The following is a 26,135-nucleotide window of genomic DNA, read 5'->3' as shown; positions in this document are numbered from 1 at the left end:
CGGTTCGCTGCGCTCACCGCCCTCCCGCTTCGCGGAGGGCCGCCCGCTGCGCTCCGGGGGCCTGAAAGGGGGCCGGCCCGCTGCGCGGTCCGGGTTGAAAGGTGAAGGGGTTCGCTGCGCTCACCCCCGCCCCGGCGCAGCCGGGGTGGTCCCCTCCGCTGCGCTCCGGGGACCCGAAGAGGGCCGGGCCGCTGCGCGGTCCGGGTTCCCGGGCCGGTTGGGAAGGCTCGCTGCGCGGGCCAGAGGGGTGCGTCTAGGGCGGGACGCTGCGCTTACCCGCCCCATGGCCCCATGTACAACTCCAGTGCAACTCCAGAAACTCCAACAGGAGCCGGGAATAGGTCAACTACTGGGCGGCTGGGGTGCAGCCCCCAGGGGCGGCCTCCACCACACCCCAGCAACCCACAAACCCCGCCACCCCAACAACGGCAAAGAAGGGAGCTGGTGACGGGCCGTCGAAACGGAAGGGGCAGGGGTACCGGGACCCACTGTTGGGGCGAGAGGGGTGATCCCGCGTTGGGACGAGAGGGGTGATCCCCGCATCACACCATGGCATGCTTCAAAATGAGCAGAAGATTAACTATGGAGGGGGTCCAGACCCTCCTCACCCCACGCGACACCTGCGCCCGACACCGGCCCGACCCACCCCGGCCAGCAGGGCATCCGCCTGCTGCTGCTCATGGCGAAGTCACGGCCGCCCGGTGTCCCGTACGAGCAGCAGCAGTTCCACGCCCTGATGTCGGACAACGGCGTGCTGGACGTCACGCCCGAGCGGGCCGCAGCCGTCGCCGCCCAGCTCCGCGCAGCACTCACCTGAACAAATGCCTCAGGCCCGCGAGAACGAGCCCTGCTGTTTCCGCACGTCTCCGCTACGGGGGCGTGCGGTCCCAGGAGTGCCGCTGGAGACGTGGAAGCCCCTGCTGCTCCATCGTGTCGATGGAGCAGCAGGGGCTTCTTTGGATGGGCTACGGGTGCCTCAGTCCATCCGAGACCTGCTGCAGGATGTCTGCGAGCGAGGACCGGTCCTGCGGGGTGAGACTCCCCCGCATGTCCTTGATGACGGCGTCGACTCCATGGCTCCGCCGGAAGTAGCGCAGGATGAACGCGCTTCGCTCGGCGGGGGCCAGCCGCTCGAAGGCGGCGTCCATGAGGGCTGCTCCGTCGTGCCACGGGACCGCGACGTTCGTGTCCGTCGCGTGCGGTGTCTGTCGTGGCTCGGGGACATGGCCGTCAGGAGGTCCGTCCTGCCCCGGTGCTTCGGTGGCAACGGATTCCCCGTTGTTTGCCGTGGGCTCCGAGGGCGGTTTCAAAACCGGGTTTTGAACTTGCGGGGGTTCCGGCACCGATTTCAAAACCGGGTTTTGAAGCTGCGGGGGCTCCTGCGCCGGCTTCGTGCTCCTGCGCGGGCCCCTCGGCTGGTTGGCCTTGAGGATCTCCTCGGCCGCGGTCGCCTTCTGCTCCTCGGGGTCCTGGATCCTGGCGATCTTCTCCGCCGTCTTCACCTTGAGCTGCTTGGTGTCGACGACGTCCCGGAGCTCGGGGGTCAGGTTCAGCAGGCTCAGGCGGTTGGAGACGTACATCTGCGACTTGCCGATGCGTTCCGCGACCTTCTCCTGGGAGCCGTGGCGCTCGACCATCCGCTGCAGGAACTCCGCCTCCTTGTAAGGGGGGATGTTCTTGCGGTGGATGTTCTCGATGATGACGGCTTCGTCGACCTTGTCGTCGTCTTCCCTGCCGAGGCGGTCGCGTACCCGGATCTCGAACTTCGTCCAGCCGAGCTGCTTCGCCGCGTGGAACCGTCGGTTGCCGAGGATCACGATCCACTCGGCGTCGCCGATGCGAGCGCCGTGCTCGGGCTTGATGCGGAGGAACGCCTCGCGTGACATCGCGACGGCCGGCTGAAGCTGGCCGACCGATGTCATGGACTCCTTGAGCTCGCGGAAGTCGGCGTCGTCGTCGGTGTAGTCGACCTCGGTGCGCGGGTTGTCCGGGTTGCCGACGAGCGTGTGCATGTACACGGTGGTCGGCGGGGCCTCCGCCTTGGCGGGTTCTGCGGCGGTGGTGCGCTTGGTGCCGGGCTTGCCCGGCCCGTCGAGGAGGTCCGCCCAGGGCTTCTTCGCGGCCATCAGCGACGTTCCTTCTTGCCGGCGCCCAGTTCGAGGGCAAGCTGGTAGAAGTCCTCGCGTGCTTCCATGGCGACCCGGTTCTTCTTGTACTGGGTCACGACGGTCCCTTCGAGCGCCGCTCGGGTGTGGACCTTGTAGTGGCGGACGACGGTGTTCGCCAGGTTCCAGCCCTGAGCACGGACGAAGTCCTTGGTCTGCTCCAGGTCGGCCTCGCCGTCGCGGGGGTCCCAGTTGTTGATGACGACGAGGTAGGGGATGCCGAGGGGCTTCACCACTTCCTCGATCGTGTCGCGCGTCGGCATGAATCCGAGGGGCTCGGGCTCCACGGGCACGATGATGTCGTCGGCGTTGGAGAGCACGGCGCGCATGGCGTCGGCCGCGGTGCTCTTGCCGAAGGGGTCGCCGGCTTCTTCCTTCTCGTCCTCGGGGAGGTCCATCCATCCCGGGGTGTCGATGAAGGCGTGCTTGATCTTGCGGGACTTCTTGAGGTGGGAGAAGAGTTCGAGGTCTTCTCGGGAGTTGATCTGCTCGAAGGAGAAGGGCAGATCGTGGCCGACCCGTTCCGACCACCAGGTGGTCGACCCCTGGGGGTCGGCGGAGACGGCGGCGACGTAGTTGGGGTCGCCTTCGGGGGATTCGCCCAGAACGTGGGCGGTGATGGCCGCGGTGTTCACGGTGAGAGTCGACTTGCCGACTCCACCCTTGCGGTTGATGAGCGCGGTAATCCGTGCCATGGGTGGTACTCCTGATGCTCCGTATGCTTCCCGGCCCGGGTGGGTCGGTACTAGCGGACCGGGACAGGATGCCACGTAATGCCCCACCGGCGGCCCCTCGGCGTGTCGGTTTCAAAACCCGGTTTTGAAGGTGGGGGAGTGGCGCTCCGCGGGTCGGCGGGCTCGGCGGGGTTCAAAACCGGGTTTTGAAGCGGGCGGAACGGCGCTCACCGGGTCGGCGGGTCGGCGGTCTTCAAAACCGCGTTTTGAAGACGGGGGAGTGGCGCTCCGCGGGTCGATGGGCCGTCAGTCTTCAAAACCGGGTTTTGAAGACCTCGGATCAGAGCTGGGCGAGAGGTGTCGGGGAAGGACCTTGCCCGCGAGTTGCTGCGCCGTCGCCACGAGCTTCTCCTGTCGGTTCGGCACGCGTGAAGGTGGCCCGGCCGGGGGCCGGGCCACCTTGGACTGAGGGGATCAGGCGGGCTGCGGGGCGGGTCTTGCCGGAGCGGCCGCGACCTTGCGGGTCTCGTGCATCATCAGCAGACCGTTGACCACCATCAGCGTCGCGGTCAGGCCGTGGACGCCGAGGGCGGTGGCCACGGAGCCGTGGTGGGCCAGCACGGTGGTCATGTCGCCGTACGCGGCGAGGGCCTCCACCAGCAGGACCCAGCCCAGCGCCCGGCGGTGGCCCGTGACCAGCAGGATGCCCAGGACCAGGGCCAGGACGACGTCGCGGATTCCCTTGATGATCAGGAAGCCGCCGCCGTCGCCGGCCGGCCAGCTCGGCAGGCCGAAGCCCGGCGCCGTCGTCTCCGGGCTCAGGATGAAGTCCGTCCCGAACCAGAGGATGAAGAGGATGAAGGCGGCGGACAGGACGGTGTTGATCTTCTTCAGCGGCATTGTCTTCTCCCTGTCGGTCTTCGTGAACGTGGTGGAGCGCCGGTGAGTCGTGCTGGATGTCGCGCGCCGGAGCGGGGAGGGCGGGCACGAGCGTGCGCGCTCGGCCGGGTTCGCGTCTTCCAGGACGAGGCCGAAGAGGGTGAGCTCGGGCGAGTTGGCCATCAGGTGGTCGCCCAGGGAGGTCCGATGTCGACAGGTCCCTCCAGGACGGCGGGGGAGTCCGCGAGGGTCAGACGAGGGCGGTGACCAGCAGGGTGAAGGCGGCGATGATGACGGCGACGCGGACGTAGTGGAAGCGGTCCCAGCGGTTCATCTGCTGCTTCCAGTCGGCGGGCCGGTTCTCAGGGGTCCACGTCTTGCCCTGGTTGTTGATCGGGACGAGCAGCAGGATCGACATGATCACGCTGACGATCAGCAGCACGCCGGCGGTGACGACGAGGCCGGTGCCGGCGTGGTGCCATCCGGCGATGGCCCAGACGGCGGTGAGGACGAGCGAGCCGATGTACCAGACCGGCATCACGGCGCCGAGCATCCGGCCGCCGTGGGCGCGGCCGAGCTGGCCGCTGTCCTCGGGGAGTGCGTTGAAGATCGGGTTCATGACGAAGGCGACGGAGAACTCCACCCCCACCATCAGGCCGACGACCACGGTGGTGAAGACCTCGAGTGCGTTGAGCATGATGACCCCTCCAAGAATCTAGCGTCGCTAGGTGATGAGGCAACGCTAGTACTACTGCCGCTCGATTGTCTAGCGGTGCTAGGATCGAATCATGTCGGTACAGGAACGCAAGCAGCGTGAACGGGCGGACCGCGAGCGCCTCATCGTGACGACGGCCCGCGAACTCGCCGAGCAGCAGGGCTGGGACGCGGTCACCACCCGCCGGCTCGCCGAGCGCATCGAATACAGCCAGCCCGTCCTCTACAGCCACTTCCGCGGCAAGCGCGAGATCATCGGCGCCGTCGCCCTCCAGGGCGCCGCCGAGATGGCCGCGGCGGTGCGGGCCGCGACCTCCGCCGCGGACGGCCCGCGCGAGCGGGCCGCCGCGCTCGCCCGCGCCTACCTCGACTTCGCCGAACGCCATCCGGCGGTCTACGACGCCATCTTCCAGCTCGACGGCGGTCTCGCGTACGCGCAGGAGGACACCCCGGAACCGCTCAAGGACGCCTTCGCCGCCCTGCTGGAGACCCTCGGCGAGGTCGCCGGGGACGGCGTCCACCCGGGACTGTTCACCGAGACCTTCTGGGCGGCCCTGCACGGCGTCGCGACCCTGACCCGGGCGCGACGGCTGCCGCCGGAGGACACCGAGCTGAGGGTGCAACTGCTGGTGGAACGGCTCGCCGTGGTCTGACACAGCGTCCCGGCGGGTACGCGGCCGGGACCCTCGGGCCCTGCGCCGCTGCCTGCGCAGACCCTCGCGTGGCGGGTGGGCGGCGCAGCTGTAGCGGCCCAGGCAGTTGACGGTGGCGCGTTTCAGCGGGGAGCCCGCGGCCGCGTCTTCGTCCAGGACGTCACGTTCCCGCTCCTCGGGCGGCAGGGCCCGGGGTCCGCAGCCCCTCGCGGCCGGACATCCCGCAGCAGGTCGTACGCGCGGACCTGCCCGGTCACCCATGAGCCGGTGGCTTCGTTCGCTTCTAGGCAGCGTTTGTCCGCCAGTTTGGGCAGCAGTTTGCGGATCTTGAGGCCCGTGAATGTTCATGAGCAAAACTCGGGTTCTGGCTCACTTTCCGTGGAGCTTGCACGCTGAGTGACGGTTGTTGGGTGAGTGGGCCGTGGGGAAGTTGCCCGGAATTGACCCGTACCGGGTGGGGTGTGGCTGACAGTTCGGCCCGTGGAAGAAGTGGTGCTTCGGCTGGAGGAGTTGCTGTTCCCGTCGATTGCGGACGTGGCGGTGCTGTCGGTCGCTGTGAACGACGAGGCGGTACGTATAGAGGCTCGAAGCACGGTGGCTGGGGCCGTCTGTCCCGGATGCGGGAGCTGGTCACGGCGGGTTCACAGCTCGTACCTGCGCTTTCCCGCTGCTGTGCCCAGCGGTGGCAGACGGGTTGCTCTCTGTTTGCGCGTCCGCAGGTTCCTCTGCCCGGTCATCTCGTGCGGGCAGCGGACCTTCGCCGAACAGTTGCCAGGGCTGACGCGTCGGACGGCCGGCGGACGGAGCGGCTGCGGTCGACGCTGGCCGCGGTCGGGCTCGCGCTCGCCGGTCGGGCCGGTGCCCGCCTGGCGAGCGTGATCGGCGTTTCCGTGAGCCGCAGCACGGTGCTGCGGCTGGTCGAAGCGTTGCCCGACCCCGAATTTCCGGCCCCGCGGGTGGTTGGCGTCGATGAGTACGCGACCCGCAGAGGGCGTCACTACGGGACTGTCCTGGTCGACGTCGAGAGCCGGCGTCCAGTCGATCTGTTGCCCGACCGGGAGGCGTCCAGCCTGGCCGCTTGGCTCGTGAATCGGCCCGGGGTGGAGGTGGTCTGCCGCGATCGGGCGCCGTTCTTCGCCGAAGGTGCCACGGCTGGGGCACCTCAAGCGGTGCAGGTGGCGGACCGGTGGCATCTTTGGCACAACCTGAGCGAGGTCGCAGAGCGGTGCGTCGCAGACCACCGCGGATGCCTGCAGGTCCTGGCGCCGGATTCAGCCCAGTCGGCCCCCGAGCCGAAGAAGCTCGAAGACCCCTCCGACTCGCCCTGGCCAAGGGGACACCGCTTCGCTGACCGCACCCGCGACAAGCACGCGACCGTCCACGAACTACTGGCAGCCGGGCTCAGCCGGAGGGCGAGCGGCCGCCAACTCCATATGACCTCCCGCACCAGCTCGGAAGGCACCCGCCCGACCAACTGCAGCCCGTCCATCGAGACCAGTGGTCCACACAGTGCATCGACGGCTACACAGGCCAGCCCGCCGGATTCCCTGTAGTAGACGGTGACAGCCCTTGCGTAAGCCGGGGCGGTCATCTCGCGAAAGACGGCCTGGAGCACAAGGGCGCCGTGTCGCTGGTGCATGGAGAAGACGGTTCCAGTGAACCCCTGCAGCTCCATCGCGGCGCCGGCTTCCTCGTGACTCATGCCGAATCGGAGCGGGCCCACGCTCTCGAAGGGGGTGTAGTGCCACTGCACTCGATCGGAGTCGTTCACGACAGACCACATAGTCCAGCCATCTCACCACACACCACTGACATCACACTCAGTCAGCCCTCCACGGAAAGTGAGCCAGAACCTGAAAAGGCTCTGGCTCAAGTTCTGTGGAGTGTCACTCCCCGTGGCGCAGGACCCTTGACGGCCGGTCGGCTGGGAGCCGTTCTCATGACTGGCCGGGCCCGCCGAGGCGTTCCGTGGGACCGGCGAAGGAGAGGAAGAGAGTCCGCGTGGTGAGCAGCCAGGTGCCGTCCACTTTGCGGAACGTGTCTTCGTAGTGCCCCACCTGAACCGGGGGCCGCGGCGGTACGAGGCCCTCGCTGTAGCCGTCGACACGGTACGTGGTGAAGTAGGTGGTGGCGGCGGCGGTGTCCGCAGAGGTCACGGTAACCAGGATGTTGGTGCATATACGGCGTGACAGTCGGTCTGCGGGCCGGTTGCCGAAGTAGATGCGCAGGGCGTCGTGACCCGCAATGCGGCGGTCGCCGGCGGGCCATTCCCAGGTGCCGTCCTGCGTGAAGAGGTCCGCCACCGAGCCCGGGTCTCCGAGGTCGAGCCGGTGGACGAACTCGACGACCAGCCGCTCACAAGCCCGCTCTGCGAGCAGGCGCTCCATCGGGTCAAGAGTTTCAGTATTCATGATCAACTCATATCAGGTCGCCCCTGGCTGAGGCAGCCTCACCCGAGCTGGGCCCCGGTTCCGGGCGCATGCTCTCCAGAGCCGTGCCCGTCCGTGGCCGACCCCCACCTGCCGATCCGTGACTCAGTGTGGCCAGTCCACAGAACCTGAGCCAGAACCAAAACTCGTGAACATCACCCGACCGTGGATCTGGGTGCCTCCCAATCCCATGAACACCCGACGGCGCTACTCGGGCTCTGGCACAACTTCTGTGGTTGGTCGTGGGCCTGTTGTGGGCTGAAGAACTCGGCTCGGCGCTAGTCGTGCTGATCTTCGGCCCAGTGCTGGGCGGCATCTGCTCCATGATGATCGTCATGGATCGGACGATGCGAAGCCGCTTGAGACGGCGTATGGGGCTGCACGACGATGGCTGACCCTTGTCAGGCCAGCCATCACTCATGGTTGCCGACTCCACAGAAGTGATGCTGTTGGTGATCTTGTCGGGGCCTGCTGGCACGGAGCTGAGGCGCCCTGTGCCGCTGCCTGACTTGCAGCCAATGAGCGAGGCAACTCGGACCTTCGGCTGTTCTGGTGGAACGACAGGCAGGGTCCTAGGCTCGTGGGGCGAACGCGGCGGGCGGTCGAGCCGTGAGGAATCCCCGCGCGGGGAGACGAGGGGGGAGTACTTCGTGCCGAGGGCAGCGTTTCAGTTTCCTACATTGCAGTCTGACGATCCGGACAGTTTTGGGGGCTTTCAGCTGGTGGCGCGGCTGGGCGAAGGCGGTATGGGGCAGGTGTTTCTCGCTCTTTCCCCCGGCGGGCAGCCAACGGCTTTGAAGGTGATCCGTCACGAGTTCGCCGGGGACGCGGAGTTCGGACAGCGATTCGCGCGCGAGGTGGGCGCCGCACAGAAGGTGCGCGGTGCCCACCTCGCGCCGTTGCTGGACGCCGACCCCCAGGCCGAGCGGCCATGGCTGGCCACGACGTACGTGGCCGGGCCCTCCCTGCGGGACCTGGTGGCCGACCATGGGCCGCTGCCGACCGAGCAGGTGATGCTGCTGGCCTGGGGCATCGCCCACGCCCTCGCCGACATCCACGCCGCGAACGTGGTGCACCGGGACCTCAAGCCCGGGAACATCATGCTGGACGAGAGCGGTCCGAAGGTCATCGACTTCGGCATCGTCAAATCTCTGACCCAGTCGGTGACCTACCGGAGCCATTCCACCCGGATCGGCACCCCGCTGTACATGTCGCCCGAGCAGGCTTCGGGCCGCGCCGTCGGCGCGGCCTCCGACGTCTTCGCTCTCGGTTCCACCCTGTACTTCCTCGCCGCCGGCCGTGAGGCGTTCGCCGCGGAGAACGAGTGGGCCGTTGCCCACCGCGTCGTCGCCGACGACCCGGACGTGTCCCTCTTCACTCCACCTCTGCGCCAACTGATCGCCGCCTGCCTGCACAAGGACCCCGGCCAGCGCCCGACACCATTACGTGTGCGGGAGTGGTGCGAGGAGGAGCTGGGTAACGCACTCGGTCCGGGCGCCTGGATGGGGATTACTGGTGCCCGCGCGGCTATCCAGGCGCGCACCAGCGCTTTGCGCGCCCTCGCTGTCGCCGGCTCGGAAGCGGCAGACACCGCCTTCCGCAATCAGCCCGATTCCCCGCATATGACGGGTGGCGATGAAGGCGGCGGGACGACGGAGGCCGTGCCTGTCGCCTCATCGGCTCCCGCCGCGTTGCGGGGTACGCAGAAACTGCCGCAGCAGGTGCCGAACCCGATCGGGCCCCCATCGGTGGGTGAAGTGATCGGCCCCCATGTGGCAGAGATCCTCGTGGCAGCGGGAGCGCTCGTCTGGGCGAGCTTCAAGCCGCTCTTTTCGGAGACCTGGAAGAAGGAGTCCTCCGGCACTCAAGTGGCACACGTAGTCGAGCGCTTCAACTGGCAGCACCCTTGGGAAGCGATTCCCAGCGGCATCCCCGGATTGGCGACGAGCTGGCAGGCGATACCCATCGGGGTCATCGGTACAGCGGCCGGCCTCGCCTTGGCACTCCTGTTCCTGCTGAGACTGGCCGGCAGCCAAGACCTGAAGAAGTTCGGCCTGGCGGCAGGCGTGATCTGTGCCGGCTGGATCACCATCGTGACGCTTCTTGGTCTGTGGGTGCTCGCGATGACCTTCGGCCTGGAGCCCTCGGATGACGCCAATCCCGGATATACGATTCGCACCGTGCTCCTGCCTGGAGGGTGGCTGCTACTTCTCGCAAACGGCCTGATGGCTGACGCGCTCCGACGCACGCACGGATACCTCGCGAGGTGGACAGCAGGCAGTACCTGACGCTCAGATCCGCCCTCGCCGAGGTGGGTCAGATCGGAGTTGCAGTACTCCGCAGGTCCCAGCCCGCCCGCTGCCACCACCGCGACCCGAGGCGCTGCGTACGAGTCGCAGCGCGGCACGGGAAGTTTCGACAAGATCGCCAACAGCATCCAGAAGTTGAGCCAGAACGAGAAGGTTCTGGCTCAGGTTTTGTGGCGGGTGACGCTCTGTCATTGCTCGACATCGAACAGCGGGATGGACGGTGATGGCGGAGCAAGGACTGTGCGAAGACGGTTGAGGTCGGCTCGCCACTGCTTCCAGTCTTCCGGATCGACCCAGTTCGAGGCCGGCCCGGCCTCGTCTAGGCACGGACGCGCTGGTAGCTGCCTTTGTAGCCGAGCGGCACGATCTCCTCCCACAGCTTCCAGGCGTTGGTGAAACCCTCGTTCCACCGGTCGTCCAGGTAGGGCTTGTAGTCATCGAGGACCGAAGGTCGGTTCTGCCACTGGCCGGTGCACAGTTCCTCCGGGGCCGCAGACTCGGCGAGCTGCTTGACCGTCCGCCAGGTCATGCCGAGCTGACGCTGGATCGAGCGGCGGCTGTGCCCGGCCTCCGGCAGTGCGTGGACGGCGGCGTGCCGGGCCCTGGTGCGGTCGGCGAACCGGTGGCCGGTCGGCCAGGGTGAGCCGGGCGGCTCCTCTTCTGGGGCAGGTTCAGGCTCGGGTTCGGGGGCGGTGGGGACCAGGGCTCGCAGGCGGCGACGGTGCTGGGCGACGGCCCGTTCGGCGGCTTCGCTCAGGTTGTGCCAGAGGTGCCACCGGTCCGCGACCTGGACAGCCTGCGGGGCGCCGCCGGAGGCGCCTTCGGCGAAGAAGGGCGCTCGGTCTCGGCAGATGACCTCAATGCCTGGCCGTTCGGCGAGCCAGGCCGCCAGGCTGGATGCCTCCCGGTCCGGCAGCAGGTCGATGGGACGGCGGGTTGACATCCCGTCGAACGGTAGCTGCACCACTCCGGGCCCAGCGATGCGGCTGGTTTCAAAACCGGGTTTTGAACCGGGCTGCGTCGTTGCGCGGGCTGGCGGGGTGGTTCCTCCACGGAGATTCGTCGGTGGTGGAGCCGTCCTCGGCGTCGGGGGGCTTGTGCCGCGGGCTCTACCTTGCCGGATTGCTAGGGTAGATGGCTATAGTGCTAGGCAACTAGATAAATGGAGGAACTGGTGATTGAGTTCCACCTCAACGGCCGGTCCGGGCTGTCCCCTTACCAGCAGCTGGTCCAGCAGGTGCGGCACGCTCTGCGCCTGGGCGTGCTGAAGGAGGGCGACAGGTTGCCGACCGTCAAAGAGGTCGCCAAGCAGATGGCGGTCAACCCGAACACGGTGCTCAAGGCGTACCGCGAGCTGGAGCACGACGGTCTGGTGGCCGCCCGGCCCGGCGTCGGGACCTTTGTGACCCGGACGCTGGCCGACGGCACGCTCGCCGCGCACGGCCCGCTGCTCAAGGACCTGCAGCGCTGGCTGACCAAGGCCCGCCTGGCCGGGCTCGATGACGAAAGCATCGAGGCGCTGTTCCTGAACGCCTTTCGTAACGTCGCCGGAGAGGACGTAGCGTGAGTGCAGTCTTGCGAGCCCAGGGGCTGGGCAAGAGGTACAAGCAGCGGTGGGCGCTGCAGAACTGCGATCTGGAAGTTCCGCCCGGCCGGGTCGTCGGCCTGGTCGGCCCCAACGGAGCCGGCAAGTCGACCCTGTTGAAGCTGGCCTCCGGCATGCTGACCCCGACAGCCGGATCCATCGAGGTGTGCGGTGGCCGTCCAGCCGCTGATGTGGAACAGCTGGCCAAAGTCGGTTTCGTCGCCCAGGACACCCCCACCTACGCCGCGCTGAGCGTCGCCGACCACCTCGACTTCGGCAAGCGCCTCAACCCGAACTGGGACGACGCCCTGGCCCGGGACCGGATCCGTCGCCTCGGTCTGGACCCCAAGCAGCGGGCCGGCAAGCTGTCCGGCGGCCAGCGCGCGCAGCTCGCTCTCACCCTGGGCATCGGCAAGCGCCCGGAGCTGCTGATCCTGGACGAGCCGGTCGCGGCGCTGGACCCGCTCGCCCGGCGGGAGTTCATGCAGGACCTCATGGAGGCCGTCGCCGAGCACGAACTGAGCGTCGTACTCTCCTCCCACCTGGTCTCCGACGTGGAGCGGACCTGCGACTACGTCATCGTGCTGGTCGACTCCCGCGTGCAGGTGGCCGGCGACATCGACGACCTGGTCGCCTGCCACCACCGGCTCACCGGCCCGCGCCGGGACCCGGCCACCCTCCCCGCGGACCAGCACGTCATCACCGCGAGTCACACCGACCGGCAGACCACCCTCCTGGTGCGCGCTGACGCTCCGGTCAAGGATCCGTCCTGGACCGTCAGCCCGCTCGGCCTGGAAGACATCGTCCTGGCCTACATGACCCGGCCCGCAGACGCGGTCCGTGACACCCGACCCGCGCTGGAGGTACTCCGATGATCTGGCTGACCTGGCGCCAGTTCCGTACCCAGGCCGGCGTGATGTTCGCCGCGATGGCCGTCTTCGCCGCCGCCCTCGCGGTAACCGGACCGCAGCTGGCCAACCTCTACCAGGCCGCCGGCAGCAGCCTGGTGGACCGGCTCCCCAGTTCGGACCAGGGCCTCTACTACGCGGGACTGCTGGTCGTTCTCGCCGTACCGGCCGTCATCGGGATGTTCTGGGGCGCGCCGCTGATCGCCCGTGAACTGGAGACCGGCACTCACCACCTCGCGTGGAGCCAGGGCGTCACCCGCACCCGCTGGCTGGCGGCCAAGCTGGGCCTCGGCACGGTGGCCGCCATGACCGTCGCCGGACTGGCCACGCTCGCGGTGAGCTGGTGGAGCAGCCCCATCGACCGGTCCATCGACAACGGGGGTGCGACGGACACGTACTTCGCGAGGCTCGACCCCGTGGCCTTCGCCGCACGAGGTGTCGTCCCCGTTGCCCACGCCGCCTTCGCCTTCGTCCTGGGCGTCGCCCTCGGCCTCGTCATCCGCCGCACCGTGCCCGCGATGGCGACCACGCTCGTCGCCTACATCGCGGTCCAGTTCACCGTGCCGATGTGGATCCGGGCCCATCTGGCCGCAGCGGACCGGACCACCGTGCCGATCGCCCCCGACGGCGCCCCCATCAGCATCCAGGACGGTGCCAAGCAGATCGTCGCCCATCCCGACGTGCCAGGGTCCTGGGTCACCTCCCAACAGACGCTCGACGCCGCCGGTGAACCGACCTCCGTGCCGTCGTCCTTCGGCGACTGCCTGCACACTGCTTCGGGCCCGCCCACCCTGCCGCAAGTCGACGGCTGCATCGGCGACCTTCAGGCGCTGGGCTACCAGCAGCAGGTGACGTACCAGCCCGCCGGCAACTTCTGGGCCCTGCAGTGGGCCGAGACGGGGCTCTATCTCGGCCTCGCCCTCGCCCTGGCCGGGGGCTGCGTCTGGTGGATCCGCCGCCGGCTGGCCTGACAGACGACGCGTCGCTCGTTCGCCTCGGCTGAGTCCCTCCGCGCCGCCCGCCGCGAAGCGCCCGAACGGCCTCGGCCGGGCGTCTCCTGGCCCAGCTCAGAAACGGCTCAAGTCACTTGTCCCTGCAGGTCTCTTGGCCGCAGGGTGGACTTCGCCATCGACCAATGGCCTGAGGTACCAGGGGGAGACGAACATGAAGATCAGACGGACCTGCCTGTCCGCATACGCCGTCGTCGCGCTGCTCACGGGGACGGCCGCCTGTACGGCCGGCGGCGGGGCAACCGGCGGCGGGGCAACCGGCGGCGGGGCGACCAGCGGCGGGGCGCCCAAGAAGGCCGAGCTCGCCGTCGACACGGCATGCAAGAACGGCACGTACACGTGGTTCAACGTCGACGAGCGAGACGTGCTGACGGGTGTCGCCGAGAAGCAGAAGCTCGGCAAGGGGGGCGGCAAGCTGACGAACAGGCTGTCGAAGCTCCACACCCCGCGTACCGCCGTCACGTTCGAGAAGGGCCCGCGGGTCGACGCGGAGGCCACGCTCCGCTCGCTGGGCTCCCACATCGGGGAGACGGACGAGATCGACAACCACGATTACGGCTTCGCCGATGTCCACAGGCCCGCGCCGCAGCCGGCGACCGCCACCAGCGTCAGCGGCGCCGGGACCTTCGTGGACTTCGCCTTTGTCCGACAGGTCACCGCCGACTTCCTGTACACCTGCGGCAACAGCGAGCGGGTGACGGGCCGCGCGATCAGCTGGACCGGTGACGGCTCGGGCGTCGTGGAGTGCTCCACATCGACCGGGAACGTGAAGCCGGGGGAACCGGTCTTGGAAGCGGCCCGCCTGTCCTGCGGCCCCAACAGCCCTGCGGCCAGGGCCAAGAAGGCCTGACGCGCTCGCGGTCAAGGGTCGATGACTTCAGCCGGCATCGCTCATTCCTGGCGTCAGCGTCAGCGTCGGCCTTGACCGCGAACCCGGCCTCGGCCTCGGCCTCGACTCACGGTCCTCGCCAGAGGTTGGCGAAGGCCGAGTTCTCGATGTTCCGCCTCTGGCGTACGGCCTCCAGCTCCATCACCGCGTCATGGACCGAGGCCACCACGGTCGTCACCGCCTCGTCGTCGAAGCCGGGCTCTTCGTCGGGGCGGCGGCCGCCGTCGATGCCCACGACCGCGGCGAGGGCGGCCAGGACGGGTTCCTTCTCCTCCCAGCGGTCGGCTGCCCGGCGGCGCGCGGGCGTATCGGCCGGTTCCACGCGTTCCGCGCCGAAGGGCAGCCGACCGCTTCGCTTCCGCGTCAGCTCGCCCTCGTCCTCCAAGGCCGCCTGGTACGTGGCCGAGAGGTCTCGGCCCCGGCGCCACAGCCAGTCCTCGACCTGTTCGTAGGGGGCCTGCCGAGACAGCCCTGTCGCAGCCTCGGCCAGGAGCCGGTCGTCCGGTGTCGCGGCTTCGCCCGGCACGATGCGGTCGCCGTCCACGGTGGCGGTCCCCGCGCCGATGAGATCGATCAGCTCGGCTCCCGCGAGTGCGAGCGACAGGTCACCCTGTCCCACCGAGTCCTTCGACTCCGGGCTCATTCCGATGAGGAACAGGTCTCTTGCCGTGGTCATGAACGGATCCCCTCGGAGACGTCGACAAAGGTGGGGCGACTGTCACGATCAGTATCGCCCCCGCCGTGCGGCCGAAGCCCGGTCGCGGGAAGGGAATCGCCTTGGGTCAGGAGGCGACCCGCGTCACGTCCGTGATCCGGCAGGTGACGGCCTCGTCGACCTGCGTCAGGCTCTGGGCACGTTCGTTGGCGAGTTGGCCGGGGGCCAGGTGGCTGACGACTGCGTTGGACTCGGTGAGGCGCTCTCCCGACGCTCCTACGAACTCCACGCTGATGATGTAGTCGCTCGGCTTGCTGCTGCGGTTGGTGACGTCCAGGTCGGCATGGGGCCACTTCGTCCCTGCGTCCACCTGGCAGGCCGTGATCTTCACATCGCCCGCCGGCCCGGTGGGACCGTCCCGGCTCGGGTCCTCCACCGTCGCCACGAGTGCGATGACGGCGATCACCGTGACCAGGACGAGGCCGCCGAGGACGAGGCTGACGACCAGGCAGGTCCTCGACCTCTTCTTCGGGGGCTGCGGTGGCACGGCTCCCCAGCTTCCGCCGGGGGGAGGGGGCTGCTGACCGGGGGTGGTTCCCATGGCCGTCACCTTCTTCGTACGACTACCTCCACAGTGCCCCCGTACAGGGGTGCCTGCTCGGCGGTCGTGCTGGTCGCGGCCCTCGGCGGACGGCTTTGACCAGCACTTTCGCGGTGGAACCGCCCTGGTGGGGTCAGGTGGCCGACTCCAGGGCGTCCAGGCGGATGTCGTACTCGGCCCGGGCGGTGGCGATCTCCTCCTGGTGGTCCTCCGTCCAGTCCACCAGGGCCCTGATCGTGGTGTGCAGGGTCGCTCCGAGCGGGGTGAGCTCGTACTCCACGCGCGGGGGGACCACCGGGTGCACCGTGCGTCGTACGAGGCCGTCCCGTTCCAGCTGGCGCAGCGTCACGGTCAGCATCCGCTGGCTGATGCCTTCGATGCGGCGGCGCAGTTCGGAGAAACGCAGGGTCTGGCGCTCCAGGTGCGCGATGGCGAGCAGCGACCACTTGTCGGCGACGCGGTCGAGGATCTGCCTCACCTCGCATCCCTCGCGGGCATCCCACTGGCGGACGTCGTAGTCCTGCTCGGTACCCGTGCAGTGACTTGGTGACTTTAAAGTGCGTTCTTCCATGGTTCCCCACCGTGCCGCATGATGCCAGTGGTTACAAGTGGGAACCAGCACAGGCTTCTTCTTTGCAACTCCTCTCCCAGCCTGCCCCGTTCTCACGCGAACTTCAAGGGAACTCCAAGCACCTGCCGCAATAATGCGGCTGATTCCCTATCGCTATTCCTTCGCGTTCAAGGAGAAATTCTGTGTCCACACTGCAATCCCCCTCGAGCAGCGGCACCGACCGCATGAGCGGGCGCGCATGGGGCGTGCTGTTCGTGCTGTGTGGCGCGATCTTCCTCGAGGGCATCGACGTCGCCATGCTCAACGTCGCCCTGCCCTCGATCCGCGAGGACCTGGACATGTCGACCGGCATGCTCCAGTGGGTGATGAGCGCCTACGTGCTCGGTTACGGCGGGTTCATGCTGCTGGGCGGCCGTGCCGCCGACCTGTTCGGACGCCGCCAGATGTTCGTCTTCTGGCTCGTGGTCTTCCTCCTCTTCTCCGGCCTGGGCGGCTTCGCCACCGAGGGCTGGATGCTCATCGTCGCCCGCTTCGTGACCGGTGTCGCCGCCGCGTTCATGACCCCGGCGGGTCTGTCCATCATCACCACGAGCTTCGACGAGGGCCCGCAGCGCAACAAGGCCCTGCTCGTCTACTCCGGCACCGCCGCCGGCGGTTTCTCCATCGGCCTGGTCGTCGGTGGTCTGCTGGCCGCCATCAACTGGCGCTGGGTCTTCTTCGCGCCGGTCATCCTCAGCGCCCTCATCCTCATCGCCGCGATCGCCCTCATCCCCAAGTCGGCGCGCCCCGACCGCACCGGCCAGGGCGTCGACCTGGCGGGTGCGATCACCGTCACCGGCGGCATCCTGCTCCTCGTCTTCGGCGTCGAGCGTGCCACCCACGCCTCCGCCGCCTGGACGATCGGCACGATCGCGGCGAGCCTGGTCCTCTTCGGTGCCTTCATCGCCATCGAACGCAAGTCGTCCTCGCCGCTGGTACGCCTGGGCATCTTCCGCAACGGTTCCCTGGTCCGCGCCAACCTGGCCGGCATGCTCTTCGCCGCGGGGTTCTTCGGCTTCCAGTTCATCGCGGTGCTCTACCTGCAGGAGCTGCGCGGCTGGTCGACCCTGCAGACCAGCTTCGCCCTCATCGTCATCGGTGTGGACGCGATCCTCTCGCCCACCCTCACCCCCAAGCTCGTGGCCAAGTTCGGCAACGCCCGGGTGATCTTCGGCGGTCTGCTCCTCGCCGCCCTGTCCTACGCCCTGTTCCTGCCGGTCGGCGCGGACTGGACGTACATGGCGATGTTCCCGAGCCTGATCATCCTGGGCCTGGCGTTCTCCCTGGCCTACGGACCGCTCACCATCGTCGCCACCGACGGCATCGCCGAGGAGGAGCAGGGCGTCGCCGGCGGTCTGCTGTACACGTCCTTCCAGTTCGGCGCCGCTCTCGGTCTGTCCTCCGTCGCCGCCGTCAACATCGGGGCCACGGACGGCACCTCGCCGGCGGAGCTCCTCGACGGCTACCAGGCCGCCCTGGTCGTGCCGCTGGTCGCCGCCCTCGTCGCCGCCTTCATCAGCGCCTTCGGCCTGCGTAGCCGGGCCGGGGCGACCGACGCCGAGCCGGCAGCCACGGAGATCCCCGGCGCGGCCGAGCCCGTCGAGGCGTCGAGGTAGTTCCCGCCCCACCCTCGGCAGCACCTCGCTCAACCCGCTCAAGCCGCTCAAGCCGCTCAAGCCGCTCAAGCCGCTCAAGCAGCATTGCCCTGGCCTCCATGCCCCGGTCGGCCAGGGCAATGCTTTTTTCTTGCGCGGAACCATTCTCCGGTAACCGGCCGGTCGAGACGACGGCCGGTCTGGCTGTTTGATCGAGCTGTTTTCCGAGAGCGCCGGATTACCTGCACATGACCTTGCTTTCGAGAGAATACGAATGACCGTCGGCGCAAAGAAGAGTGCGCGTCGTAAAGTTGCTGCGGCAAATTCTGAGGAGACAGGATGACCACGACCGACAGTGCCGTCACCGCGGTGCTGGACGAGGTGACAGCCCTCGTCGACACGCTTCGCAAGAGCGGACCCGAGGGCGAGGAGCGTCGCTGGATCCCGGACGAGAACGTCGAGCTGCTCGACAAGGCCGGCGTGTACCGCCTGGCGGTCCCGCGTCGCTTCGGTGGTCTTGAGGCCCCGGTCGCCGACCAGGTCAGGATCCTGAGCGAGATAGCCCGTGCCGACACGGCCACCGGCTGGGTCTCGATGATCTGGGTGTCCAGCTCGTGGATCCCCAGCCTCTTCCCCGACAAGGCCCAGGAGGAGGTGTACGGCGCCGGCCGCGCGGTGCGCGTCTCCACCGGCTTCACCCCCACCGGCACGCTGACCCCGGCGGCCGACGGCTCGTACAGCCTCAGCGGCTCCTGGAAGTGGCTCTCCGGCGCCCGCGGTTCGAACTGGGCCGTGCTGTCCGCCCTGCTCGTCGGCCCCGACGGCACCCCGGCTCCCTTCGCCGCCCTCGTCCCCTTCAGCGAGCTGTCCATCGCCGACGACTGGCACGCCTCGTACGCCGCCGGCACGGGCAGCTCCACGGCCACCGCCGAGAACGTGACGGTCCCGGCCCACCGGGTGGTCAGCCTGATGGAGGTGCTCTCCGGCACCACCGGCGACCGCTCGAACACCGGTGCCACCGGGCGCAACTACGCCTTCATCCCCTTCTTCATGGCCCAGGGCGCCTCCGCCTACATCGGGATCGCCAAGGGTGCCTACGAGCTGTTCCTCGACCGCCTTCCGGGCCGGGGCATCACCTACACCTCCTGGACCGACCAGAGCGCCTCTCCGGTCACCCAGATCCAGGTCGCCATCGCCGCCAACAAGATCGCGGCCGCCGAGGCGCTCCAGGACAACTGGCTGCGCCGGCTCCAGGAGCACGCCGACGCCGGTACGAGCCAGTCCGTGGAAGAGCGGGCCACCGCCCGCGGCACCGCGGCCTTCGCCATCCAGCTCGCGAAGGAGGCCGTCGACGAGCTGTTCGAGGCCAGCGGCGCCTCGGTGATCATGCGCGACGTGGCGTTCCAGCGCTTCCACCGGGACATGCGGGGCCTGGCCCTGCACGCGCTGTTCGCCTTCAACCCCAACCAGGAAGTGCACGGACGGGCCATCCTCGGGCTCGCCCCCGACACCCCGTTCCTGTGATCCGCCGTTCCGGATGACCGGAACGCTCCGGCCACCGGGCCGCCCGCACGCGCGGGCGGCCCGGTCTCGTACACCCCTCTTTGGTCGTTTACATCTCCCTGTGCAGGAAGGCTCATTGCCATGACCGACACCACCGTCCTCGTCCTCGGCGGTACGGGAAAGACCGGCCGCCGCGTCGTGAACCGGCTGAAGGAGCGCGGGGCCACCGTCCGCGCGGCCAGCCGCTCCGGGGACGTCCGCTTCGACTGGGACGACACGAGCACCTGGGAGCCCGCGCTCGCCGGCGTCGACGTCGCCTACCTGGTGGACGCGCAGGACAAGCCCGGTGCCTGGGACGCCGAGGCCGCGCTGCGCGAGCTGTCCGGCCTCGCCGTCGCCGGCGGGGTCCGCCGGCTGGTGCTGCTCCAGGCCCGGGTGACCGAGCCGGTCGGCGGCAAGTCGCTGATAGCCGGCGAACGCGCCGTCCAGGAGTCCGGTGCCGAGTGGACCGTGCTACGGCCCAACTGGTTCTTCCAGAACTTCGACGAGGGGGTCCTGCTCGACGGCGTCCGTGCCGGTGAACTGTCCCTCCCCGCCGGGTCGGGCCGCGAGCCGTTCGTCGACACCGAGGACGTCGCCGCCGTCGCGGTCGAGGCCCTGCTGGGGGACGGCCACGCCGGACAGACCTACGAGCTGAGCGGCGCCCGGGCCCTCACCCTGGACGAGGCCGTCAAGGAGATCGCCCAGGCCACCGGCCGGGACATCCGCTACGTCCCCGTCGAGCACCAGGCCTACGTGGACGAGCTCGTGAGCTACGACGTACCCGCCGACTACGCGCTCTTCGTCGCCGATCTCGTCGCCCAGATCCGCGACAACAAGAACGCCACCCCCACCGACACCGTCCGGCGCGTGCTGGGCCGTGAACCCCGGGACTTCTCCGACTTCGTGAAGGACGCCGCCGCGCGAGGCGTCTGGAACGTCTGAGTCCTACCGGGCTGTGGAACGTCCGAGTCCTACCGGGCTTTCAGCACCTGACGTGCCGGGGCCCCGCCGGATCACCGGCGGGGCCCCTTCCCGGTGCTCCCTCCCTCACACCGCGATCCTCCGTCCGCGCGTCGGCGACTGCGGACGGCCCGCCGACGGCTCCTGCGACCGGTCCGTCCGCGGCGGCAGCAGCGTCAGCGTCGACGCACGGTGCTTTCCGCCGCCCCAGCCGGGGCGGCGTTCGAGCAGCTCGGGCCGGGCCGTGGCGACGGTGAGCAGCGGGGCCGTACCGGCGCCGTCGGACAGGGACTCGAGCCGGTCCAGTACGGCGTCGGCCGCTTGGTGGGCGTCGTCGACGACGACCACGACCGGTTCGATCGCGGCGGCCGCCGTCAGGAGCTCCGCCCATACGTTCAGGACCTCGCCCCGGTCGGCCGGGTCCACCGGAGAGCCATCCGGGGGCAGGAGCGGCAGGAGACGCTGGTACATCTGGGCGCGACGGGCCTTGGCCATGGGCAGACGCCACACGGCCGCGGCGAGTTTGGCCCGGGCGACCTCGACCGCGTCCTCCGCCAGGACGCCGCAGTAGCGGGCCAGGATCACTCCGGCCACGGCCAGCGGCTCGCCGCGGCCGGTGGCCCGGGCGGTCAGTACGCGCACGGGCGCCGGCGACTGTACGGCGATGCTGCGCTCGAACTCCGCCAGCAGATGCGACTTGCCGACACCCGGCGCGCCGAGGACGGTCACCAGGTGGGGGACCGAACTGTGCCGGGCCCAGTCCAGCAGACCGTTGAGCACCCCCAGTTCGTGTTCGCGGTCGGTACGGAACTCGGCTTCGTCGCCGAGGAGTCCCAGGACCTGCCACGCGTCGGAGGAGTCGTCGGCCGATTTCGCGGCGACGGAGGGCGCGGTCGCGAGGCGCGCCGCGCCGCTCATCCACACCTCGCCGTCCGGTACCCGGCCCAGCATCGCCCGGCCGTCGTCCAGCAGCGTTCCCACGGCCGAGGGGCGGCCGGCTTCGGCGCCGGGGCTGAGCCGGACCAGGGCCCTGCCGGTGGTGACCGCCGCCCTGAGGGCCGTCTGCATGTCGACCGAGAACCGCTCGCGCAGAGCCAGGGCGGCCCGGACGGCCCGCTCGGGATCGTCGTCCCCGGGCCCGTCGACTCCGAACAGGGCCAGCGTGAGCGATCCGATCGCGGCGACCACGGTGCCGCCGAACCGGGTGATGACGTCCTCGACGGTGAGCAGGGCCGTCTCGATGTCCCCGGGGGCCACCTCGTCGAGACTGCCCAGCCTGAGCCCTACGAGCAGCGCGCTCACGGGGATCCGCTCGGTGACGGCCGTGCCGCCCTGACGTGGAACCACGAGGGGGGCGGCGGGCTGTTCGACGGGGGGCCGCTGTGTGAGGACCGAGGTGACCGGGGCGAGCGGTGTGCCCCCCGGGGTGGTGGCCGGGGTTTCCGGGCTGGTGGCCCCGCGCGGAGTGACGGTTGCGCCCGGGGGAGTGGTTGCCTCGCGCAGGGGAGTGGTGGCCTCGGCAGCCAGCGCGGGGTCGTGGGTCAGGATCGCGTGCTGGAGCGTACGGAGACCGTGGCCGGGTTCCAGACCGAGGTTCTCCACCAGGGAGGACCGCACCCGCTCGTAGACGTTCAGGGCGTCGGCCTGTCGTCCGCAGCGGTACAGCGCGAGCATCAGCTGCCCGCGGGCCCGTTCTCGCCAGGGTTCCGCCTCGGCCATCATCGTCAGCTCGCCGAGTATCGAATGGTGGCGCCCGCACTCCAGTTCGGCTTCGAAGAGGTCCTCAAGGACGTCGAGCCGGTCCCGGCGGGCCGCGTCGAGCTCCGGCCAGGCGATGCCCGACTCGGCGAGGTCGGCGAGGAGCGGGCCTCCCCACAGGTCCAGCCCCTTCCGCAGCAGCCGCGAGGCCTCCTCCGGTGAACCCGCCGCGAGTTCGGCCCTGCCCGCGGTCACCCACCGGCGGAAGGCCATCAGGTCCACGTCGTCGGGGTCGACACGCAACATGTATCCGGGCGCCTTGGTCACGAGTTCCGGCGCACCGTGGGCCCCGGGGCCGGCGTTTTCGGCCAGGATCGTCCGCAGTCCCCATATCGCGTTGTGCAGAATCTTCCGGGCCGTGGCCGGTACGTCCTCCGATTCCCAGAGGGCTTCCACGAGCTCGCTCGTGGCCACCACGCGGTTGGCATTCAGCAGGAGATAGCCGAGTGTCGCGCGCTGTTTCGTCCCACCCAGGGCAACGGGTCCGTCCCCCGATATCGCTTCCAACGGCCCTAGCAATCTGAACCTCATTGCCCCCCGCTCCAAGGTTTGACGTGCATTCGGAAATACCCGCGGGCCGAATCAGGTTGGCAATCCTTGACGCGCCGGAAGGCCTGTGGTGCACTTCCCGCAGATTTTCCCCCCACTGTCCCACCTGCTCCTTGAAAGAGTCTTGAGCAGTGCGTGACGGGAATATTTTTTGTCCGGGGGACAGACCAGGAAAAGAGAAGGTGAAACTCATGGTCGACAACGAAGCCGAAGCGGAAGTAACAATTCTGGGTCTTGGCCTGATGGGGCGGGCGATCGCCGCCGCGCTCCTGCGGGCCGGCCGTTCCACCACGGTGTGGAACCGGACCCCGGGAAGGGACGGGGATCTGATCACCCAGGGCGCCCGGGTCGCGCCCTCCGCGGCCGCGGCCTTATCGGCGACCGACGGCCTCGTGATCGTCTGTCTCAAGGACCACGAGGCGGTCCGGTCCGTCCTCGACCCCCTGGGGGAGGCCCTGAGCGGGCGCACCGTCGTCAACCTGACGTCCAGCACCTCCGACCAGGCCCGCGAGCTCGCCGCCTGGGTCGGCGACCGGGGGGCCGCCTACCTCGACGGGGCGATCATGGCCGTCCCGGAGACCATGGGAGGTCCCGAGGCGGTCCTGCTCCACAGCGGGGACGAGCAGGTCTTCGATCAACACCTGCCGGTCCTGCGTGACCTGGGCACCTGCCTGCACCTCGGTACGGATCCCGGTCTTGCCGCCCTCCACGACGTGGCCCTGCTCAACATCATGTGGGGCGTGCTGAACAGCTTCCTGCACGGGGCGGCGCTCGTGGGCACGGCGAAGGTGCCGGCCGCCGAGTTCGCCGTCCTGGCCAACCAGTGGATCTCCTCGGTCACCGATTTCGTCTCGGCCTACGCCGAACAGATCGACGCCGACGCGCCTGTGGCCCGGGACGCCACCCTCGACACCCATGCCGCCGCCATGGACCACCTGGTGCAGGAGAGCGAGGCGGCCGGGGTGGACGTCTCGCTGCCGCGGTTCTTCCGTGGCCTGGTCGCCGAAACGGTCGCGAACGGCCGGGGCGGCGACAGCTACGCGGCCGTCGTCGACCGCTTCCGCCCACGTCCCTGACGGTACCCGCGGGAGAAGTCAGTGACTTCAAAGTGCCTTCTTCCGCGACCGGTGGCGGTACTGCATTCTGATACCAGAAGGGGTCTTCCGGACCCCTGCCATCGACAATCGGACGCCGAGAGGAATCGATATGGCTACCACCGTGGAATCCTTCTCGGAAATCGAAGACAAATTCAATTCCTACATCCAGGACATCGTCTACTGCACCATGATCACAGTGGACAAGAAGTCGCGCCCCCGGGCCCGTGTCCTGCTGCCCATCTGGGAAGTGGTCGACGGAAAGCCGGTCGGCTGGCTCGCCGCCTACAAGACGCCCGTCAAGGTGGCCCATCTGGCCAACAACCCGCACACCACCTACTCGTACTGGAACCCCCGCCAGAACGCGGTGTTCATCGACAGCGTCTCCACGTGGGCGGAGGACCAGGAGACCAGGCAGTACGCGTGGGACCTCTACCGCAAGGGAAGCCCCGCGGGCGTCGGGTACAACCCGCTCAACTTCTGGCGCGGCGGACCCGAGGACCCGAAGTACCACGTCCTGCGCATCGACCCGTGGAGGGTGCAGGTGCTGCGCGGCTCGGACCTCAGCAGCCGCATCTGGACCGACGAGAGCCGGCGCTGAACTCCCGGCGCGGGCAGATGATTCGGCCTCTGCCCGCGCCGGGCCCGTACCCACGATCGTGGGGTCGTCGGGGTCGCAAGGTCATGAGGTCGGCAAGACCATGAGGTCGTGAGGTCGCCAGGTCATGAAAAGATTCAAGATTCCCAGATATCGGTAACCGGGCGCTCATCAATTGATAGTCCCGGTAATGACCGAGGTGTGAGCGAATTCCGGAAGCAGTTGAATGCGCCGGCAGTACAGTCGGCAGAACCGGATGAATTCGCGGCAGAGGAGGCAGGATGGCCACGGTCGACATCGACGCCGGCACCGTACTGAAGGCGGTTCGGGAGAGTGTGCAGACTCTCCGTGAGAACGGACGCGCGACCGAGGAGCGCGGCTGGCTCACGCAGGAGAACATCGAGCTGCTGGACCAGGCCGGGGTCTTCCGGTCCGCGGTCCCGCAGCGGTTCGGCGGGCTGGACCTGCCGCTCGCCGACCAGTTCGCGGTCGTCGCCGAGATCGCCCGCGGCTGTGGTTCGACGGGGTGGGTGTCCAACGCCTGGATATCCAGCGCCTGGATCATCTCCCAGTACCCCGACCAGGCCCAGGAGGAGATCTACGCCACCAGCGGCGGTTCTCTGAAGGTCTCCGGTGGCTTCACCCCGACCGGCCGGGCGACCCGCACCGACGACGGCTTTGTCCTGAACGGGAGCTGGCGCTTCAACACCGGCATCCGCGGTGCCGACTGGAACATTCTCGCCGCCCTCGTCGAGCGCACGGACGACGTGCACGAGGAGGTCTACGCGGTGGTGCGCGCCGACGATATGACGATCGCCGACGACTGGGACGTCTCCTCCGCCGCGGGCACCGGCAGCTGCACCTCGTCCGTGAAGGACCTCTTCGTCCCGGCGCACCGGGTCGTGGACGGCTTCGAGGTGCTGGAGGGTGAGGTCGCCGGCCGGGCGCACGCCGAGGGGAGCGGCCGGGAGTACGGCCTCACCGCGTATGTGATGGCGCTGTCGGCGGCGGCCTACGTCGGAATGGCCCGGGCGGGCCTCGAACTGTTCCTGGACCGGCTGCCGGGCAAGGGCATCGCCTACTCGCACTGGGAGGAGCAGCGGGCTCACCCGTACATCCAGTTCCAGGTGGCGGCCGCGGCCAACAAGATCTCCGCTGCCCAGGCGTTGGCCGACAGCTATGTCCAGCGCATGCAGGCCGTCGCCGACGCGGGTGAGCGGATGTCGATGAACGACCGGGTGGAGCTTCGCAGCCAGATCACCTACTCGGTCCTGCTCGCGAAGGAGGCCGTCGACACCCTGCACTCGGTCAGCGGGGCTTCGGTCATCCAGCGCTCGCAGCCGTTCCAGCGCGTCCACCGGGACATCCAGGGGCTCGCGCTGCACGGCCTGATGGCGCCCCTGGGCGGCTTCGAGGCGTACGGCAGGGTCCTGGTCGGGCTCGACCCGGACACCGAGTTCTTCTAGACCGCCGGCTGTTCCCGAGGGCCGTGTACGGCGAAATCCCCCCGCCGTACGCGGCCCTCGTCCGTTCCCACGTCCCTCTGCCCACGGCCGCCAGGGCAGGGGGCCCACGGGGGCGCCTGGCGAGCGCGGGAAGAGAGAGCGGCGCCTGGAGAGACCAGCGACTGAGAGGGCGCAGCGACTCACCAGCTACTGAAGGAACAGCGACTGAGGATTTTTGAGTCGCTGTCAGTCGCTTTGGAAGAAGTGCAGGTCAGAGGGGTCAAAACCTTCAAAACAGCGACTGAAGCGACTCAAGACTCGTATCTATGACACGCACACGCGCACGCGAATGTCTTCATAAAGTCCGAAGTTGAGTCGCTACGGTCGCTAACGGGAGGGGTGAACCCCTCCTGACCTGGGCTTATGTGGCAGCGACTGAACAGCTACCGAAGCCCTCCAGAGTCGCTGAATCGCTGATTTCTTCAGTCGCTGAGGCGCTCCGGACGTGCT

Annotated in this window: 24 protein-coding genes and 1 pseudogene; 15 read left to right on the top strand and 10 right to left on the bottom strand. The window is 68.7% G+C overall.

The window, feature by feature from the left end:
- The first annotated feature begins 679 nt into the window (after positions 1 to 679).
- The gene (locus tag OG514_RS39025; RefSeq protein ID WP_266903282.1) at positions 680 to 817 is read left to right on the top strand and encodes a hypothetical protein; all 138 of its coding nucleotides are present in this window, start codon (positions 680 to 682) and stop codon (positions 815 to 817) included.
- Between the two features lie 148 nt (positions 818 to 965).
- Here OG514_RS39025 and OG514_RS39020 read toward each other — a convergent pair whose 3' ends face one another.
- The 4 genes from OG514_RS39020 to OG514_RS39005 form a co-directional block, all read right to left on the bottom strand.
- Positions 966 to 2,126, bottom strand: a complete 1,161-nt coding sequence (locus OG514_RS39020; protein ID WP_266903280.1) for a ParB/RepB/Spo0J family partition protein — start codon at positions 2,124 to 2,126, stop codon at positions 966 to 968.
- Positions 2,126 to 2,860 (bottom strand): ParA family protein, encoded by a 735-nt coding sequence (locus tag OG514_RS39015; RefSeq protein WP_266903278.1) that lies wholly within the window; start codon positions 2,858 to 2,860, stop codon positions 2,126 to 2,128. Before OG514_RS39015 ends, OG514_RS39020 begins: the two co-directional genes overlap by 1 nt.
- A gap of 453 nt (positions 2,861 to 3,313) precedes the next feature.
- Positions 3,314 to 3,739 (bottom strand): DUF4267 domain-containing protein, encoded by a 426-nt coding sequence (locus OG514_RS39010; protein ID WP_266903289.1) that lies wholly within the window; start codon positions 3,737 to 3,739, stop codon positions 3,314 to 3,316.
- 229 nt (positions 3,740 to 3,968) lie between these two features.
- The gene (locus tag OG514_RS39005; RefSeq protein WP_266903276.1) at positions 3,969 to 4,415 is read right to left on the bottom strand and encodes a DUF1772 domain-containing protein; all 447 of its coding nucleotides are present in this window, start codon (positions 4,413 to 4,415) and stop codon (positions 3,969 to 3,971) included.
- Positions 4,416 to 4,506: 91 nt separating this feature from the next.
- Here OG514_RS39005 and OG514_RS39000 point away from each other — a divergent pair, with 91 nt between their 5' ends.
- The 3 genes and pseudogenes from OG514_RS39000 to OG514_RS38990 all read left to right on the top strand — a co-directional run bounded on the left by OG514_RS39000 (position 4,507) and on the right by OG514_RS38990 (position 6,638).
- On the top strand, positions 4,507 to 5,085 hold the full coding sequence (locus tag OG514_RS39000) for a TetR/AcrR family transcriptional regulator (RefSeq protein WP_266903253.1): 579 nt from the start codon (positions 4,507 to 4,509) through the stop codon (positions 5,083 to 5,085).
- Positions 5,086 to 5,544: 459 nt separating this feature from the next.
- Positions 5,545 to 5,757 (top strand): annotated as a pseudogene (locus OG514_RS39445) (hypothetical protein); the annotation flags it as partial.
- A 68-nt stretch (positions 5,758 to 5,825) separates the two neighbouring features.
- Complete coding sequence (locus tag OG514_RS38990; protein ID WP_266903251.1) at positions 5,826 to 6,638, top strand: transposase; 813 nt, start codon at positions 5,826 to 5,828, stop codon at positions 6,636 to 6,638.
- Between the two features lie 384 nt (positions 6,639 to 7,022).
- Here OG514_RS38990 and OG514_RS38985 read toward each other — a convergent pair whose 3' ends face one another.
- Positions 7,023 to 7,496, bottom strand: coding sequence for a nuclear transport factor 2 family protein (locus OG514_RS38985; RefSeq protein WP_266903249.1), 474 nt, complete (start codon positions 7,494 to 7,496; stop codon positions 7,023 to 7,025).
- 668 nt (positions 7,497 to 8,164) lie between these two features.
- Between OG514_RS38985 and OG514_RS38980 the strand changes: the two genes are divergently transcribed.
- Complete coding sequence (locus OG514_RS38980; RefSeq protein ID WP_266903247.1) at positions 8,165 to 9,802, top strand: serine/threonine-protein kinase; 1,638 nt, start codon at positions 8,165 to 8,167, stop codon at positions 9,800 to 9,802.
- A 340-nt stretch (positions 9,803 to 10,142) separates the two neighbouring features.
- Here OG514_RS38980 and OG514_RS38975 read toward each other — a convergent pair whose 3' ends face one another.
- Positions 10,143 to 10,787 (bottom strand): transposase, encoded by a 645-nt coding sequence (locus OG514_RS38975; protein WP_323181697.1) that lies wholly within the window; start codon positions 10,785 to 10,787, stop codon positions 10,143 to 10,145.
- A gap of 198 nt (positions 10,788 to 10,985) precedes the next feature.
- Here OG514_RS38975 and OG514_RS38970 point away from each other — a divergent pair, with 198 nt between their 5' ends.
- From OG514_RS38970 to OG514_RS38955, 4 genes are all read left to right on the top strand, one after another.
- Positions 10,986 to 11,390 carry a GntR family transcriptional regulator gene (locus OG514_RS38970; RefSeq protein WP_266903243.1) on the top strand — a complete coding sequence of 135 codons (405 nt, stop codon included), beginning with the start codon at positions 10,986 to 10,988 and terminating at the stop codon, positions 11,388 to 11,390.
- Positions 11,387 to 12,283: an ABC transporter ATP-binding protein gene (locus OG514_RS38965; RefSeq protein WP_266903241.1), complete on the top strand. Its 897-nt coding sequence runs from the start codon at positions 11,387 to 11,389 to the stop codon at positions 12,281 to 12,283. The genes OG514_RS38970 and OG514_RS38965 overlap by 4 nt, the downstream gene beginning before the upstream one ends.
- Positions 12,280 to 13,287, top strand: coding sequence for an ABC transporter permease subunit (locus OG514_RS38960; RefSeq protein ID WP_266903239.1), 1,008 nt, complete (start codon positions 12,280 to 12,282; stop codon positions 13,285 to 13,287). The genes OG514_RS38965 and OG514_RS38960 overlap by 4 nt, the downstream gene beginning before the upstream one ends.
- 193 nt (positions 13,288 to 13,480) lie before the next feature.
- The gene (locus tag OG514_RS38955) at positions 13,481 to 14,176 is read left to right on the top strand and encodes a hypothetical protein (protein WP_266903237.1); all 696 of its coding nucleotides are present in this window, start codon (positions 13,481 to 13,483) and stop codon (positions 14,174 to 14,176) included.
- Positions 14,177 to 14,282: 106 nt separating this feature from the next.
- Here OG514_RS38955 and OG514_RS38950 read toward each other — a convergent pair whose 3' ends face one another.
- The 3 genes from OG514_RS38950 to OG514_RS38940 form a co-directional block, all read right to left on the bottom strand.
- A complete protein-coding gene (locus tag OG514_RS38950; RefSeq protein WP_266903235.1) occupies positions 14,283 to 14,891 on the bottom strand; it encodes a GPP34 family phosphoprotein in 609 nt (202 codons plus the stop codon).
- 106 nt (positions 14,892 to 14,997) lie between these two features.
- Positions 14,998 to 15,471 carry a hypothetical protein gene (locus tag OG514_RS38945; protein ID WP_266903233.1) on the bottom strand — a complete coding sequence of 158 codons (474 nt, stop codon included), beginning with the start codon at positions 15,469 to 15,471 and terminating at the stop codon, positions 14,998 to 15,000.
- A 133-nt stretch (positions 15,472 to 15,604) separates the two neighbouring features.
- A complete protein-coding gene (locus OG514_RS38940; protein ID WP_266903231.1) occupies positions 15,605 to 16,042 on the bottom strand; it encodes a helix-turn-helix domain-containing protein in 438 nt (145 codons plus the stop codon).
- Between the two features lie 224 nt (positions 16,043 to 16,266).
- On the opposite strand from OG514_RS38940, the gene OG514_RS38935 reads away from it, so the two are divergent.
- The 3 genes from OG514_RS38935 (at position 16,267) to OG514_RS38925 (ending at position 20,163) form a co-directional block, all read left to right on the top strand.
- Entirely contained in the window at positions 16,267 to 17,697 is a 1,431-nt protein-coding gene (locus OG514_RS38935) for an MFS transporter (RefSeq protein WP_266903287.1), read from the top strand.
- 318 nt (positions 17,698 to 18,015) lie between these two features.
- Entirely contained in the window at positions 18,016 to 19,200 is a 1,185-nt protein-coding gene (locus tag OG514_RS38930) for an acyl-CoA dehydrogenase family protein (protein WP_266903229.1), read from the top strand.
- Positions 19,201 to 19,320: 120 nt separating this feature from the next.
- A complete protein-coding gene (locus tag OG514_RS38925) occupies positions 19,321 to 20,163 on the top strand; it encodes an NAD(P)H-binding protein (protein ID WP_266903227.1) in 843 nt (280 codons plus the stop codon).
- Positions 20,164 to 20,268: 105 nt separating this feature from the next.
- On the opposite strand, the gene OG514_RS38920 is transcribed toward OG514_RS38925, so the two are convergent.
- Positions 20,269 to 22,356 (bottom strand): BTAD domain-containing putative transcriptional regulator, encoded by a 2,088-nt coding sequence (locus OG514_RS38920; RefSeq protein ID WP_266903225.1) that lies wholly within the window; start codon positions 22,354 to 22,356, stop codon positions 20,269 to 20,271.
- Positions 22,357 to 22,679: 323 nt separating this feature from the next.
- On the opposite strand from OG514_RS38920, the gene OG514_RS38915 reads away from it, so the two are divergent.
- The 3 genes from OG514_RS38915 to OG514_RS38905 all read left to right on the top strand — a co-directional run bounded on the left by OG514_RS38915 (position 22,680) and on the right by OG514_RS38905 (position 25,646).
- Positions 22,680 to 23,564: an NAD(P)-dependent oxidoreductase gene (locus OG514_RS38915; protein WP_266903223.1), complete on the top strand. Its 885-nt coding sequence runs from the start codon at positions 22,680 to 22,682 to the stop codon at positions 23,562 to 23,564.
- Between the two features lie 130 nt (positions 23,565 to 23,694).
- On the top strand, positions 23,695 to 24,183 hold the full coding sequence (locus tag OG514_RS38910; protein WP_266903221.1) for a pyridoxamine 5'-phosphate oxidase family protein: 489 nt from the start codon (positions 23,695 to 23,697) through the stop codon (positions 24,181 to 24,183).
- 278 nt (positions 24,184 to 24,461) lie between these two features.
- Positions 24,462 to 25,646, top strand: coding sequence for an acyl-CoA dehydrogenase family protein (locus OG514_RS38905; protein ID WP_266903219.1), 1,185 nt, complete (start codon positions 24,462 to 24,464; stop codon positions 25,644 to 25,646).
- Positions 25,647 to 26,135: the final 489 nt, after the last annotated feature.

It is taken from the genome of Streptomyces sp. NBC_00572 (genome assembly GCF_026341815.1).
GTDB lineage: Bacteria > Actinomycetota > Actinomycetes > Streptomycetales > Streptomycetaceae > Streptomyces.
Note: the sequence above shows the minus strand (reverse complement) of the source record. Positions and strands in the feature narration are given on the sequence as shown.

Excerpts from the sequence above, each read along its gene's own strand:
- OG514_RS39025 (WP_266903282.1), top strand. The coding sequence starts at position 680 with ATGGCGAAGTCACGGCCGCCCGGTGTCCCGTACGAGCAGCAGCAGTTC.
- OG514_RS39020 (WP_266903280.1), bottom strand. The coding sequence starts at position 2,126 with ATGGCCGCGAAGAAGCCCTGGGCGGACCTCCTCGACGGGCCGGGCAAG.
- OG514_RS39015 (WP_266903278.1), bottom strand. The coding sequence starts at position 2,860 with ATGGCACGGATTACCGCGCTCATCAACCGCAAGGGTGGAGTCGGCAAG.
- OG514_RS39010 (WP_266903289.1), bottom strand. The coding sequence starts at position 3,739 with ATGCCGCTGAAGAAGATCAACACCGTCCTGTCCGCCGCCTTCATCCTC.
- OG514_RS39005 (WP_266903276.1), bottom strand. The coding sequence starts at position 4,415 with ATGCTCAACGCACTCGAGGTCTTCACCACCGTGGTCGTCGGCCTGATG.
- OG514_RS39000 (WP_266903253.1), top strand. The coding sequence starts at position 4,507 with ATGTCGGTACAGGAACGCAAGCAGCGTGAACGGGCGGACCGCGAGCGC.
- OG514_RS38985 (WP_266903249.1), bottom strand. The coding sequence starts at position 7,496 with ATGAATACTGAAACTCTTGACCCGATGGAGCGCCTGCTCGCAGAGCGG.
- OG514_RS38970 (WP_266903243.1), top strand. The coding sequence starts at position 10,986 with ATGGAGGAACTGGTGATTGAGTTCCACCTCAACGGCCGGTCCGGGCTG.
- OG514_RS38960 (WP_266903239.1), top strand. The coding sequence starts at position 12,280 with ATGATCTGGCTGACCTGGCGCCAGTTCCGTACCCAGGCCGGCGTGATG.
- OG514_RS38955 (WP_266903237.1), top strand. The coding sequence starts at position 13,481 with ATGAAGATCAGACGGACCTGCCTGTCCGCATACGCCGTCGTCGCGCTG.
- OG514_RS38950 (WP_266903235.1), bottom strand. The coding sequence starts at position 14,891 with ATGACCACGGCAAGAGACCTGTTCCTCATCGGAATGAGCCCGGAGTCG.
- OG514_RS38945 (WP_266903233.1), bottom strand. The coding sequence starts at position 15,471 with ATGGGAACCACCCCCGGTCAGCAGCCCCCTCCCCCCGGCGGAAGCTGG.
- OG514_RS38940 (WP_266903231.1), bottom strand. The coding sequence starts at position 16,042 with ATGGAAGAACGCACTTTAAAGTCACCAAGTCACTGCACGGGTACCGAG.
- OG514_RS38935 (WP_266903287.1), top strand. The coding sequence starts at position 16,267 with ATGAGCGGGCGCGCATGGGGCGTGCTGTTCGTGCTGTGTGGCGCGATC.
- OG514_RS38930 (WP_266903229.1), top strand. The coding sequence starts at position 18,016 with ATGACCACGACCGACAGTGCCGTCACCGCGGTGCTGGACGAGGTGACA.
- OG514_RS38925 (WP_266903227.1), top strand. The coding sequence starts at position 19,321 with ATGACCGACACCACCGTCCTCGTCCTCGGCGGTACGGGAAAGACCGGC.
- OG514_RS38915 (WP_266903223.1), top strand. The coding sequence starts at position 22,680 with ATGGTCGACAACGAAGCCGAAGCGGAAGTAACAATTCTGGGTCTTGGC.
- OG514_RS38910 (WP_266903221.1), top strand. The coding sequence starts at position 23,695 with ATGGCTACCACCGTGGAATCCTTCTCGGAAATCGAAGACAAATTCAAT.
- OG514_RS38905 (WP_266903219.1), top strand. The coding sequence starts at position 24,462 with ATGGCCACGGTCGACATCGACGCCGGCACCGTACTGAAGGCGGTTCGG.